This is a genomic window from Streptoverticillium olivoreticuli subsp. olivoreticuli, assembly GCF_003391135.1.
GTDB lineage: Bacteria > Actinomycetota > Actinomycetes > Streptomycetales > Streptomycetaceae > Streptomyces > Streptomyces blastmyceticus.
The window spans coordinates 218,520-232,028 of record NZ_CP031455.1 but is presented as its reverse complement, the minus strand read 5'-3'; the positions used below and the strand labels follow the sequence as shown (position 1 = coordinate 232,028).

At 68.0% G+C, this 13,509-nt stretch carries 10 protein-coding genes; 5 read left to right on the top strand and 5 right to left on the bottom strand.

Features of this window, described 5'->3' with window-relative positions; genetic code table 11:
• Positions 1-30: 30 nt before the first annotated feature.
• Together DXZ73_RS00935 and DXZ73_RS00930 are read left to right on the top strand one after the other, a co-directional pair.
• A complete protein-coding gene (locus tag DXZ73_RS00935; protein ID WP_116215340.1) occupies positions 31-1,092 on the top strand; it encodes a 2-aminoethylphosphonate ABC transporter substrate-binding protein in 1,062 nt (353 codons plus the stop codon).
• Positions 1,093-1,191: 99 nt separating this feature from the next.
• Positions 1,192-1,593, top strand: coding sequence for a hypothetical protein (locus DXZ73_RS00930; RefSeq protein WP_162889930.1), 402 nt, complete (start codon positions 1,192-1,194; stop codon positions 1,591-1,593).
• Between the two features lie 111 nt (positions 1,594-1,704).
• Here DXZ73_RS00930 and DXZ73_RS00925 read toward each other — a convergent pair whose 3' ends face one another.
• The 3 genes from DXZ73_RS00925 to DXZ73_RS00915 all read right to left on the bottom strand — a co-directional run bounded on the left by DXZ73_RS00925 (position 1,705) and on the right by DXZ73_RS00915 (position 4,211).
• Positions 1,705-2,256 carry a phosphonate degradation HD-domain oxygenase gene (locus tag DXZ73_RS00925; RefSeq protein ID WP_240351042.1) on the bottom strand — a complete coding sequence of 184 codons (552 nt, stop codon included), beginning with the start codon at positions 2,254-2,256 and terminating at the stop codon, positions 1,705-1,707.
• 117 nt (positions 2,257-2,373) lie between these two features.
• Positions 2,374-3,246: a serine hydrolase gene (locus tag DXZ73_RS00920; protein ID WP_425315804.1), complete on the bottom strand. Its 873-nt coding sequence runs from the start codon at positions 3,244-3,246 to the stop codon at positions 2,374-2,376.
• Complete coding sequence (locus DXZ73_RS00915; RefSeq protein WP_116209155.1) at positions 3,243-4,211, bottom strand: LysR family transcriptional regulator; 969 nt, start codon at positions 4,209-4,211, stop codon at positions 3,243-3,245. Before DXZ73_RS00915 ends, DXZ73_RS00920 begins: the two co-directional genes overlap by 4 nt.
• Before the next feature lie 167 nt (positions 4,212-4,378).
• Here DXZ73_RS00915 and DXZ73_RS00910 point away from each other — a divergent pair, with 167 nt between their 5' ends.
• The 3 genes from DXZ73_RS00910 (at position 4,379) to DXZ73_RS00900 (ending at position 9,524) form a co-directional block, all read left to right on the top strand.
• Positions 4,379-6,013, top strand: coding sequence for a penicillin-binding transpeptidase domain-containing protein (locus DXZ73_RS00910; protein WP_116215339.1), 1,635 nt, complete (start codon positions 4,379-4,381; stop codon positions 6,011-6,013).
• A gap of 66 nt (positions 6,014-6,079) precedes the next feature.
• Complete coding sequence (locus DXZ73_RS00905) at positions 6,080-7,552, top strand: peptidoglycan D,D-transpeptidase FtsI family protein (RefSeq protein WP_116209154.1); 1,473 nt, start codon at positions 6,080-6,082, stop codon at positions 7,550-7,552.
• An 85-nt stretch (positions 7,553-7,637) separates the two neighbouring features.
• Positions 7,638-9,524, top strand: coding sequence for a D-alanyl-D-alanine carboxypeptidase (locus DXZ73_RS00900; RefSeq protein ID WP_116209153.1), 1,887 nt, complete (start codon positions 7,638-7,640; stop codon positions 9,522-9,524).
• A 51-nt stretch (positions 9,525-9,575) separates the two neighbouring features.
• Here DXZ73_RS00900 and DXZ73_RS00895 read toward each other — a convergent pair whose 3' ends face one another.
• Together DXZ73_RS00895 and DXZ73_RS38675 are read right to left on the bottom strand one after the other, a co-directional pair.
• Complete coding sequence (locus DXZ73_RS00895) at positions 9,576-11,849, bottom strand: transglycosylase domain-containing protein (RefSeq protein ID WP_116209152.1); 2,274 nt, start codon at positions 11,847-11,849, stop codon at positions 9,576-9,578.
• 382 nt (positions 11,850-12,231) lie between these two features.
• Entirely contained in the window at positions 12,232-13,188 is a 957-nt protein-coding gene (locus DXZ73_RS38675; RefSeq protein WP_205519072.1) for a hypothetical protein, read from the bottom strand.
• Between the last annotated feature and the right edge of the window lie 321 nt (positions 13,189-13,509).

The window sequence follows — 13,509 nt, the reverse complement described above, 5'->3', positions numbered from 1 at the left end:
CAACTTGCCATGCGAGAGAAGGACACCGCCATGAAGCGCTCCATCAAGATCGCCGTCGCTGTCACCGGCAGCCTCGCCCTCGTCGGTACCCTCGCCGCCTGCGGAGGCGGCTCCCTGACCGGCTCCGACTCGAAGTCCGTCACCGTCTACAGCGCCGACGGACTCAAGGGCGAGAACGGCGACGGTTTCTACGACAAGGTCTTCAAGGACTTCGAGAAGCAGACCGGAATCAAGGTCAAGTACGTGGAGGGCGGCTCCGGGGAGATGGTGCAGCGCGTCGCCCGCGAGAAGACCAACACCCAGGCCGACGTGCTGGTCACCCTGCCCCCCTTCATCCAGCAGGCCGACGGCAAGGGTCTGCTGGAGAAGTACGAGCCCAAGAACGCCGACAAGGTGGACAGCTCGGGCCGGGCACCGGACGGCAAGTGGACGTCGGTCGTCAACAACTACTTCGGCTTCGTCTACAACAAGAAGGAGCTCTCGGAGGCGCCCAAGACCTGGGAGGACCTCCTGGACAAGAAGTTCAAGGGCAAGCTCCAGTACTCCACGCCGGGCGTCGCAGGTGACGGCACGGCCGTCCTCATCAAGGCCATGCACGACTTCGGCGGCAAGGAAGCGGCCATGGAGTACCTCAAGAAGCTCCAGGCCAACAACGTCGGCCCTTCCTCCTCCACCAGCAAGCTCGCGCCCAAGACCGACAAGGGCGAGCTGCTGGTCGCCAACGGCGATGTCCAGATGAACTTCGCCCAGTCCAAGTCCATGCCGAACCTCGGCATCTGGTTCCCGGCCAAGGGCGACGGCAAGCCCACCTCCTTCGCCCTCCCGTACGCGGCCGGGCTGGTCCACGGCGCCCCCAACAGCGAGAACGGCAAGAAGCTGCTGGATTACCTGCTGACGGAGGAGGTCCAGAAGCAGGCCAGCGAGGTCAGCGGCGGCTTCCCGGCCCGTACCGACGTCAAGGCGACCGACGAGAACGCCACCAAGCTCGCCGACATCATGAAGGGCGTGGACATCTTTACCCCGGACTGGTCGGACATCGACAAGAACCTCAAGTCCTACACAGACGCCTGGAAGTCCGCGACCGGCAGCTGACGATTCACCGAGACATCGGGGAAACATGGGTTCAGGTGAACTGGGCCGTATCGGAGAGGTTCGCGAGAGAGCCTCCTCCTTTACGAGAGGAACACCACGATGAAGCCCATTCGTATGCCGCGTCGGAAGTCCCTCCTTGTCGCCGTGGCCGCGGCCGCATTCGGAACAGTCGCGGCGGGCAGCACGGCCTTCGCCGCCGGGACGGACTCCGGCAGCGCTTCCAAGCCGCCGACCTGCAACGTGAAATACACCCAGGCGGACGGCAAGAGCGGCACCGGCGCTCCCGCTGCTGCCGGATCCACTGGCGAAAAGCCTGCTCACAAGGCCGGGGACAAGGTCGAGCGCAAGCCCGTCGTCTCGGACGACAAGGCCGTGGGCAAGGTCACCGCCTCGGACGGCAAGACCGAGGTCAAGACCATCACCCTGGACAGCAAGGCCGATGTGTCCTGCACCAGCGTCGACCTCACCGATGCCGAGCCCGCCAAGAAGAAGACCGGCTGACGGACCCCGGCGCAGTCGGCCGGGGAACGCGAACAACATCGCAGGCCCATCGGGGGCCGGATGGGCCCCCGGCCGACTCAGGGCCCTCACACCGGATACCAGGGCACCGCCTCACGAGCGGGTGAGCAGCGATTCGAGCAGCGGGCGGAAATGCTCGAAGCCCGGGGTCGCGAACTCCGGATCCTTCGCCTGCTCGTCCCAGCGGCGCACGGCGACCGCATCCCGGGAGCCGGGCAACGCCGCGAACTCCCGCGCCTGATCGGGCGACATGGGCCCGCCCTGCACCTTGAGCGTGTGCACGGACGCCTCCGAGAGGAGCTCGAAATAGCCGGGCTCCATCGCGCACAGGTACCGCTTGGCCGCCACGTGCAGCCGTACGGGCCCGGTCACCTCGGGGCCGAAATGCTCGTCGAGCCAGTCGGCGCCCGTATGGCTGTGCCGGTTGTCCTGACCGCCCTCCATCAGGTCCCGGCCGGTGACGGCTCCGTGGAAGTGCCCGATGTCGTGCAGCAGGGCGGCCGCGACGAGGTGCGGCGGGGCGCCGGCGGCCTCGGCGAGCGCCCCGGCCTGGAGCATGTGCTCGGCCTGAGTGACGGCTTCACCGAAGTATTCGGCGCCGCCCTCTCCGTCGAAGAGTTCGGCGAGCAGGTCGATGGGGTTCACGCGTCGGTTCCTATGCATCGAGGACGGCTGGAGCGAAGCCGGAGCCGAGAGCGGCGGGCAGATCGGTGAAGCCTGGCAGCCGGGAATGAAGCCCGGGTTACAAAAGGGTGGAATCCACTACAGGGCGCGCAGTGCGTCGACAGCGATACGGGCCGTGGTGCCGATGACGGCGTCGGCCGGGGGGAGCGTGGCGGCGGTGCTGGCGGCACGGGTGAAGACAGCGACGGCGTAGCGGCCCCCGTCGGGGTATTCGATGACGCCGACCTCGTTGCGCACGGTCGGCAGGCTTCCGGTCTTGCCCGCGACGTGGACGTCGTCGAAAGGGAAGCCCGAGGCCATGCGATGCGGCCAGACCTGCAGGCCGAGGAGGCGGCGGACCGCGGCGCAGTGTTCGGGCGCACAGGCTTCGTCACGCCAGACGGCGGCCAGCAGGCGGGTCATGTCGCGAGGGGTGCTGCGGTTGGTGCGGGCGGGGTCGAGGGCACGCAGCCGGGCGATGACGTACGGATCGGTCAGTGCCTGCGGGCCGCCGGGTCCCGCGTCCTGCCTGATGGTGGCGAGGATCCGGCCGAACGTGTGGACGGCGTGGGTATGGGTGAGGCCGAGCCGGGCGGTCGTGTCGTTGACGGCGTCGAGGCCGACGCGCTCCAGGAGGATGTCGGCGGAGGTGTTGTCGCTGACGGCCATCATCAGATAGGCGGCGTCGCGCAGGGACATGCGGACGGGGTCGAGCATGGCGGCCAGCCCGGTGGGCCCCAAGGTGCGGCCGGCCGGTGGGCACTCGATCTGTTCGGTGAGGTCGACGTGCCCTGCCGCGGCCCGCTGGTGGAGTGCGACGAGCAGACAGAGCTTGTGCACGCTGGCGGTGACGACCGGGAGATCGGCGCCCGCGTTGATCTCCGCGCCGGAGTCGATGTCGAGGGCGTGCAGCCGACCGGTGACACCGGCGGCGTCGAAGGCATCACGGATGCGGGCGAGGGTGCTGGTCACAGCCAGTACTCCGCTGCCGGGCGCAGATGGAGCGGGCGCGGGGGCGGGTCGGCACTCATGGCGGTGGTGTTCCGCAGCGCGTGCGTGGCCGCCTCGGCGAAGGCGCCGACGACCGTGTCGCTGCGCCCTTGCGGCCAGGCGACGGAGTGGCGCCAGACCAGCGGGGTCCCGGCGAGCGGGCGCCAGACGACGTCCGGATCCCGGTCGGCGGCACCCGCGGGGTGGGCGTCCCGCGGGCTGAAGGCGACGGCGTGCGCGGAGAGGATCAGGCCGCGGACGAAGCTGGCGCCCTGGCCGTGCCGGACGGCGGTGGGGGTGTAGCCGTTGCGGGCGCAGGTGGTCAGCACGTCGTCGTGCAGGGAGGGGGCGGCGGCGCGGTGGAAGAGGACCAGGTCGTATCCGGTGAGGGCGGTGAGCGGGACCTCGTCGAGCGCGGCGGCCGGGGCGTCGCGGGGGAGCAGTACCCCCACCTCGCGGTGGAGAACCGGGCCCAGCTCGAGGCCGGAGACGTCACAGGGGTGGTGGATGAGCCCGACGTCCAACTCGTGCGAGGCGAACTGGAGGAGTTGCTCGGTGGTGGACAGCTCGCGCAGCTCCAACTCCACCCCGGCATGGCGCTGCCGGAAGTCCGCCAGGATCGCGGCGACGGTCTCCCCGGGGATGTCGGGCGGCAGCGCGGCGCGCAGCAGCCCGCTCTCGCCGTCCCTGACCCGGCGGGCGGTGGCCATCAGCGCCTCGGAACGGGCGAGCAGTTCACGGGCCTCGTCCAGGAGCAGCGTCCCGGCCTTGGTGATCGTCACCTGTCGGCTGGTCCGCTCGAACAGGCGCACCCCCAGTTCGCGCTCCAGACGCTGGATGCGCTGCGACAGGGGCGGCTGGGCGATGCCCAGCCGCTCCGCGGCACGGCCGAAATGTGACTCTTCTGCAACAGCCACAAAGCACTCCAAGTGCCGCATCAGGTCCATAACCAGCAACGATATCCCAGATTAATCAATTCGAGAATGATACGGAACTTGGACACATGCCCGGGGCCGCTGCTCTTCTCCTGTTGAACACCACCAGCACGCCTCCCGATCTCTTCGCCACCCGGCAATGACGGGTGATGGATGAGCACAAGGACCAGGAATCCCCGATGCCTGAAACCCGAAAACGCACCACCTCCCGCCGCAAGCCCCGCAAAGCGGCCCGGTCGGCCACCGCGGCGGCTCTGGTGCTTGCCGTCGCCGCGGGCGGGGCGTACCTCGCCGAGCTGGGGCCCTTCGCCGCCGACTCCTCGGCCGCCGGCCCCGACCCCGCGGCCGTGGCCGAGGCACGGGCGTTCCTCGCTGACTGGGCCGGTGGCCGCATACCGAGCGCGGGCCGCCGCACCACCGACCCCGGCAAGGCCCAGGACGTGCTGCGCAATTTCACCGCCGGGCTCAGCATCGACAAACCGACCCTGACCGCGGCGAAGGCCGCGGTGTCCGGGAACGGCACCGTCAGCGTCCCCTTCACCGCCAAGATGCCCGTCACCGACCTGGGCGCCTGGACCTACGACTCGAAGCTGCCCCTGCGAAAGCAACAGGACGGCACCTGGAAGGTGGACTGGACACCGGCCCTCGTCCACCCGAAGCTGAGCAGCACCGAGAAGTTCCGTCTGGAGCGCGAGAACACCGACCGCCCCAAGATCACCGACCGCGGGGGCGCCGCCCTGTCAGGTGGAGAGCACCCTTCCCTGGCACCCGTGCTGAACCAGGTCGCCGGAGCCGCGGGAGCCGGCCCCCGTGGTGCGATCCAGCTCGTCGACCGGGCCACCGGAGAGGTCAAGGGCACGGAAGCCACCTTCGGCAAGAAGCCCGACCGCCCCACCGACCAGCCCATCCGCACCACGCTCGACTCCACCTGGCAGGCCGCCGCCGAGAAGGCCCTTGCTTCCGAGGCCAAGGGCAAGGACGCCGCACTCGTCGCCCTGCGCATCGACAACGGCGAGATCCTCGCCGTGGCGAACGCGCCTTCCTCCGGCTTCAACCGCGCCGTCTCCGGCACCTACGCGCCGGGATCCACCTGGAAGCTCGTCACCACCAGCGCACTGATGCTCAAGAACGCCGTCAAGCCGAGCGACATCGTCGACTGCCCCAAGTACCTCACCGTCGGCAAACAGTTCCACAACGTCGAGACCGGCGAACACCGCGACGCCACCTTCCTCCAGGACTTCACCGAGTCGTGCAACACCGCTTTCATCAGCCTGCGCGACAGGCTCGGTGACCGGGAGCTGGGCGACGTCGCCCGCAAGTACTTCGGAATCGGCCAGGAATGGCACACCGGCATCCCCTCGTTCGACGGCTCGGTCCCCGCGCCCCGCGACCAGACCGAGAAGGCCGCCTCGATGATCGGACAGGGCAGGGTACTGGCCAACCCGCTGCTCATGGCATCCGTCACCGCGACCGCGGTCTCCGGCACGTTCCACCAGCCCACGATCACCGGCGGAACCAAGGACACGACGACCACCGAAAAACTGCCACAGGACGTCGTCACCCAGCTGCGCGCGATGATGCGCGCCACCGTCACCGACGGCACGGCGAAGGTCCTGGCCGACCTGCCCGGCGGAGTCGGCGCGAAGACCGGCACCGCCGAGGTCACCGAGGAAGACCCCAACAACGGCTGGATCGTCGCCCACCGCGGCAATATCGCCGTGGCCTGCATCGTGGAGAAGGGGAAGACCGGCGGCGCCTCCGCGGGGCCCGTCGTCCGCAGCCTGCTGTCCGCCGTCACTGCCGACCCGTCATGACACTGCCGTTGTCGCCGGCCCTTCCCACGAAGTCGGCAACCACCGTGAGACCCCATCCGGAGAACCATGAACAAGCCACTGAGGCACATAGCCGTCTTCTGCGGGGTGCTGGTGCTGGCCCTGCTCGTGCAGGCCACATGGGTGCAGTTCGCCAGGAGCGACGAACTGGCCAGCGACCCGCACAACCGGCGGGTACGGATCGAGGCATTCTCCCAGCCCCGCGGCGACATCATCGTCGGTGGTGAATCGATCACCGGCTCCGTGCAGACCTCCGGCTCGGACTTCAAATACAAGCGCGTCTTCACGAACGGACCGATGTACGCACCGGTCACCGGCTACTTCTCCCAGGCCCAGGGCGCGACCTTCCTCGAAGGCGTCCACAGCGACGTACTCGGCGGCAAGGACAGCAGGCTCCTCAGCAGTCCCCTCTCCCTGCTGACCGGCGAGAAGCCGCATGGCGGCGATGTCGTCACCACCATCGACCCCAAGGCACAGAAAGCCGCCTACAAAGGGCTGACCGACCTCGACGCCAAGGGCGCGGTGGTCGCCCTCGACCCGCGCACCGGCAAGATCCTCGCCATGGTGAGCACGCCGTCCTACGACCCCTCCGTCTTCGCCGGTATGTCGGGCAAGGAAGGGGAGGAATTCCAGAGGCTGGACAAGAACAAGGACAAACCACTGAGCAACCGGGCGATCCGCGAGACCTACCCGCCCGGCTCGACCTTCAAGATCCTCACAGCGGCGGCCGCCCTCGAACACGGCACGGTCACCGACATCAACGCCCCCTCGGGCATTCCGGCGCCCTACCAGCTGCCGCTGAGCCGCACGAAGATCGGCAACGTCGTCCCCGACGCCCAGTGCGACAAGGTCTCGATGAAAACCGGCATGCAGTGGTCCTGCAACAACATCTTCCTCGACGCCGCCCACAAGACCGGCAAGGACCAGATGCGCGAGACCGCGGAGAAGTTCGGCTTCAACAAGGAGCAGTTCACCCCCGTCCGCACGGCCGCCAGTGGCTATCCCGGCGAACTGGACCAGCCCCAGACCGCGTTGACCGGCATGGGCCAGGGCAGCGTGACCAGCACACCGCTGCAGATGGCCATGGTCACCGCAGGGCTCGCCAACGACGGCAAGGTGATGAAGCCGTACATGGTGGACGAGCTGCGCGGCCCCGACCTGTCGACGATCGAGAAGGCCGAACCCGAGGAGCTGAACCAGGCCGTCTCCGACAGCGCCGCGAAAAAGGTGCAGGAGATGATGGAGTACACCGTGAGCGACGGCACCGGAAGCAAGGTGAAGATCGACGGCGTCACGGTCGGCGGCAAGCCCGGCACCGCCCAGCACGGCGCCAACGTCAATGACGAGCGACCGTACGCCTGGTTCGTGTCCTACGCCAAGCAGAGCGACGGCTCCTCCCCGGTCGCGGTCGCCGTCCTCGTCGACCCCAAGGACATGAACATCTCCCGCTCCGACATCGCGGGCGGCCGACTGGGCGCACCGATCGCCAAGGCGGTCATGGAAGCGGTGCTGAAGCGGTGAGCCGTCCCCGTACGAGGGATGGCCGAGCAACACGGGATCACTGGCTGGACCCGGGCCAGGCAAGCACAAGGCGGCAGCGCGACAGATGAGTGAGACACCAGCGGTGGGCGAGGAACCCGACAAGGCGGAGCAGAAGCGGCCCCCGGAGGGGACGTCGGCGAGCGGACACGATCCGCGAACCGCACCCACCCGCACACCGGAACAGCAACCGTCGGACTCGCCGGAACCCGAGAAGGATCCGGCAACCGAAAGCGGCGAGCGCGCTGCGCCCGATGAGCAGGCCGGGGTGTGTGACACCGAAGCCGGGGATCCAGCCGGGACGGAGGCCGGGGCGGCCGGACAGGACGCCGCGGCCACTGCCGGCGCCGAGGAGAGTCCTGCAACCGTCGCCCCTCACGGCGTGGACCGCTCGGGAGAGGACGAGGGCGAGGCCGCAGCAGAGAGCGACCCGAACGACGACGCCGAGGACGACAACGACGGCGAGCAGGCCGGCTCCGCCATCACCGACCACGGTAGCGAGCCGGCCCCGGAGAAACCCGGCCGCCCCGGTCAGCCTAGTGCGGCACATGAGAAAAAGACGATGGTCGCCGAGCCCGTCCAGAGGCCCGGGGGCGCCGCCGCGGCTCAGCCCAGCCCGCAGCCCGAGGCCGAGCAGCCCCCGCCGCCGACCCCCCTGGACCTGCTCGCACAGCTCACCAACACCCCGCCGCCGCCCGAGACCCCGGCCCGGACCATCGTCCGGCGGCTCAAGATCTGGACGCCGATCGCCGTGGCCCTGGCCGCCGTCCTCATGGCCGTGCAGGCGGTACGCCCCCTGCCCGACGCGACGCTCGAACTCGCCGGTGCGACCTCCTCCTACACCTTCGACGGACGGTTCGACATCCCGTGGCCCGAGAAGGGACAGGGCGCCGTCCAGGCCCAGGGCATGGGCAGCCTCGGCACCTTCGGGGAGCAGAAGCCCGTGCCGATCGCGAGTGTCGCCAAGGTGATGACGGCGTATGTGCTCCTCAAGGAGCATCCGCTCAAGAAGGACGAGGCGGGCCCGGAGATCGAGGTCGACGACAAGGCCGTGCAGGACGGCATGTCGGAGGACGAGTCACGCGTCGAAGGCCTGACGGCCGGCACGAAGTTCAGCCAGCAGGACATGCTGAAGATGCTCATGATCCCCTCGGGCAACAACATCGCCCGGCTACTGGCCCGTTGGGATACAGGAAGCGACACCGAGGCCGCGTTCGTACGGAAGATGAACGACGCGGCCAAGGCGCTCGGCATGAAGGACACCACTTACACCGACCCCAGCGGCCTCGACGCCGAAACCGTGAGCACCGCTGTCGACCAGCTCAGGCTGGCCGAGGCGATCATGAGGTTCGACGCGTTCCGGCCGATCGTCGCGCTGCCGAACACCACCATCGAGGGCCTGCCCCAGCCGATCATCAACAACAACGACAACCTCCTGCTCGCGGGCCTGAGCATCACCGGCATCAAGACCGGATCCAACACGGCGGCAGGCGGCGCCTTGATGTGGGCCGCCTACAAAACGGTCGACGACGGGACTCCGCTGGTCCTCGGCACGTTGCTCGACCAGCGCGTCGACGGCCCGGACCCCAACGGCGCCAACAGCCTCGTCCTGGTCAAGGACAACAGCAAGAAGGTCATCGAGGCCGTCCGTAGCGCACTGACCTCCTCCGTCGCCGTCGACAAGGGCCAGGTCGTCGGCCATCTCGACGACGGACTCGGCGGCCGGACCCCCCTCGTCGCGGCCAAGGACCTCAAGGTCCTCGGCGTGCCGGGCCACAAGCTGGACCTCCGCCTCGACGACGACGGCAAATCCCTCCCGCGCACAGCCAAGGCAGGAACCGAGGTCGGTGTACTGACGGCGGGCAGCGGGCCCGACACGTTGAAGGTACCGGTGGCCCTCCAGACGGATCTGGCCGAACCTTCCATCGGGTCGAAACTGACGCGATTGGGGTGACGTCCGCCCCGACGGATCCTGCTGTGTGCTTCAACCACCGGTGTTCTCAGATCAGTTGCCGCCAGGCGGTGGATCGACTGTCGGGTTGTGCGTCGGGCCGGTCGGGCCGCCCGTCGGGCGGCCCGGCGGTGTCTCCGTCGGCGGGTTCGTCGGGGGAGTCGGCGGGTTGTCCGGCAGGGTGGACGGGGTGTTCGGTGGGGGCGTGGGCGTCGGGACGCTGTCCGGCGTTCTCGACGGCAGGGGCTCCTCCGGCGTATCGGTGATCGTCGGGGTCGGTTCGGTTCCGGAGCCCTGGTCGGCCTCCAGGTCGAACTTGGCATGGTCGCCCCGCACCGCGTCGAAAGCGTAGGCCGCCCAGATCCTGGCCGGGTAGCTGCCACCGGCGATCCGGCCGTCGGCGCCCGCCGCGCCCGAGATGGTGACCTGACCACCCTTCGGGACGGTCACCATCTTGCCGTCCACCTTCATCTCACGGGGCCCGGCGGCCTGGCCCCACAGACCGACCGAGGTGACCAGGTTCGGGGTGTAGCCGACGAACCAGGCCGACTTGTTGTCGTCGGAGGTTCCGGTCTTGCCGGCCACCTGCCGGCCGCCCCGGTTGCGGGCGTCCCGCACCGACTCCTTGGCCGTGCCGTCGTTGACCACACCGGTGAGCACCGACGTGACGCCGTCCGCGGCCTCCCGGCTGATCACCTGATCGCCGATGGCACGCTGCGGGCTGTAGGAACGCGTCGGGTGCTGGGCTTCCTTGATGATGGTCGGGGTGACCTTCTCGCCGTGATTGGCGAGCGTGGCGTACACACCGGCCATCTGCATGGGGCTGGCCCCGTAGGAGCCCAGTGTGATGGCCGGGTGTGCCTTCTGCCCCTTGATGTCGGCCATGCCGAGCTCGTAAGCGTCATCCTGGACCTGGTCGAGCCCCACATCCACACCCATCTGGGCGAAGACCGTGTTGACCGACTCGTCCATGGCCTTCTGGACGGTGATGGGACCGTAGGAGATGTCGTCCTCGTTGGGCGGGGCGTAGCCGTTGCCGCCGGGACCCTTGACCGGCTGCTCGGTGTCACCGTTGTAGATGGTGTCGGCCGTGATCGGCTTGCCGTCCTGGGTCCGGGAGCCCGCGTTGAACGCGGCGGCGAGAATCGCGGGCTTGAAGGTGGAGGCGGGCTGATAGGTCGTGTTGGTCGCGTTGCTCAGCTGATGCTTGGCGAAGTCCTGACCGCCGTAGAGGGCGAGGATCTCGCCGTTGTTCGGGTCCACCGAGACCGCGCCGGCCTGAATGTCCGCGTCGACCTTGCGCTTGGCCGGGTCCAGCTTGCGGGTGAGTTCCTTGACGACCGCGTCCTCCAGCAGCTTCTGCTTCTTCCGGTCGATGTTGAGGGTGATCGTCCAGCCGCCCTGCTGCAACTCCTGATCGCTCACGCCCTGCCTGCGCATCTCGGCATTGGCCGCCTGCACCAGATAGCCGTTCTGGCCCCCGAGCCCGGCGGCGGGCTTGGCTTCGACGGGCGTCGGGAACTTCATCCCCGCGCGCTGCCCGGCGTCGAGCTCCTTCATCTTGACCATGTTGTCGAGCACATAGTTCCAGCGGTTGGTCACCAGCTTCTTGCCGGTGTCGGTGGCCACCGCCCAGTCGTACTGACTGGGGGCCTGGAGCACCGCCGCGAGATAGGCACCCTGCTCGACGGTCAGCTTGGTGGAATCGACTCCGTAGTATTCCTGCGCCGCGGCCTGGATGCCGTAGGCGCCGCGGCCGAAGTAGCTGGTGTTGATGTAGCCGGCGAGGATCTCGTCCTTGCCGAAGCGCTGGTCGACCTTGAAGGAGATCACCAGTTCCTTGAGCTTGCGGGTGACCGTCTGGTCCTGGTTCAGGTAGTAGTTCTTGACGTACTGCTGGGTGATGGTCGAGCCGCCCTGTTTGCCACGGCCGGAGAGGGTGTTCCACAGAGCGCGGGTGATCCCCTTGAGGTCGACGCCGTTGTCCTCGTAGAAGGACTTGTTCTCGGAGGCGACGAAGGTCTTCTGGACCGGTTCGGGGATCTCGTCCAGGCCGACGATGTCACGGTTGACCTGACCGGCCCGCGCGAGGACCTTGCCGTCGGCGTACCTGTAGACGTTGTTCTCACGCTTGGCCATCGCGTTCGCCTCGGGGATCGGCACCAACAGATGGAGGACGTAGAGGCCGCCCATCGCGAGCAGGCAGAGCCCGAAGAACGTGCCGAGCACCTTCTTCCAGGTGAAGAACCGCCGTATCCCCTTTTTCTTCCGCTGCCTGCCTCGGCGCACATCGCGCCGCCGGGCCCGCTGCCCTTCCACTCGCCCCATAACCTCAGTCGCTCGCCTTCACTTCGACTCGCCGGAGAACAGCTTTGACGGCCGCCCATGGAGAGTGCCCCTGGTTCGGCGGCTTTCATGTGGCGAGGGTGAATCCTCGATCAGCCGTCCCATCTATATCGCACCGGGCCTCAACTTCTCGACTTGATCAGCCAATTGGATCCGAAAGTGGATTCATGGCGCCGAAGGATGACACCTTCCCGGGATTTCCCGGGGCGAATGGCGCTGCCGCTGAGGGAAATACCGTGTGGGGAGCCGACGGGATCACCCGAGGGCGACCACCCGCAGTGCGTGTCGGTGACCCTGTTGTCACGGAATCGGGGAGCACCGGGCGATTCCCTGTGCTCCCCGAGGAGTTATGGAGTGTTCGTTGCTAAGGGGCGACCCCCTGCGATCCCGCGCCCGTGACGTCCGCGGCATTTTGGCCCTGCGGCGGCTTGGGATCAGTGGTGTGGCCGTCGGAAGTGTCCACACCACCCGTGCCGGTGCTGTCGTCCGCCCTGCCGCTGTCCGGTGTATGGCCGGGAACGCCGGGATCCGACTCGGCGTACGGGGTGGAATCGTCGCCGGGCGAGGGGGACGTCGAGGGGGACGGCGATTCGGTCCCCGTGCCGCCGTCGTGCTGTGAGGCGCTTGGGTTCGGTGTCGGGTCGTCGTTCTTCGGATTCTCCTTGCCGCTCCCGCTTTCCCGGCCGCCATCCTGGGAATGGCCCGGGGCAGGGGTCCGCTGGGGCATCGGGTCCTTCTTGTCCGGCGTCCCGCCGAAGATCCGGCTGACCGACGTACTGCCCTTGCCGCCCGACGCGTCCGAGCCCTTCGCCCACTCGACCATGGTGACCGCCCCCATGGCGACGACGAAGATCACGCCGGCGGCCAGCAGCGGGCGCTTCCATCCTCGCAACCGCGTTCCGTGCGTCGTCCTCTCCGTGAACTCATCGGAACGGCGGTCGAATTGCTCGTCAGCGCGCGTTGTGGAATACGCGCCTGAATCCCTGCCGATCCCGGACGCGGGGGAAGCGCCCGGCAACAGCCGGGTCGCGTCCTCGGCCGGGAGCACCTGCGTGGCGTCCATTCGGTGCGGCACCGTCGTCGCGGCGTCGCTCCTGCCCGCGTGGCGCGGTTTCGGCTTCGTCGCCAGGCCCGTGGCCTCACGGATCTGCTCACCCGTCCGCTTGAAAACATGCTGGAAGATCGTGCCGCCGGAGGTGGCCACGACGCTCACGACACCGGCGCCGATGACGGTGCCGTACACACCGAGTTGGCCCGCGAGCAGCGCGGCCACCACCGCGGCCAAGGCACTCCCGGAGACCTGGGCGAAGCTCAACTCCATGCGCTTGTTCTTCGGTTTTGCCTCGCTATCGGCTCTGCCGTCCATCTCCTGCCTCTGTTAGTTATTCATGATCGGACAGGAGATACGGTAGAGCGTCATGAACAGTTCCAACTCGGGCGAATGTGTGAGTCGCAACACGTGTGTCACGATGTAGTTGCCTGTGGCGAAGCCTCGCGGTGAACTTCTGGAATGCCGACCGCAGTAGAGACGTCAACTTGCGTCAATGCCAAAACGACTATAGGTGATACATCGTCAGTTCGTGGCACTTGTAGCGTTCCTGGTTCAGGCCACTGCCAATCGCAGGGGGTCTTTTCAGTGCGG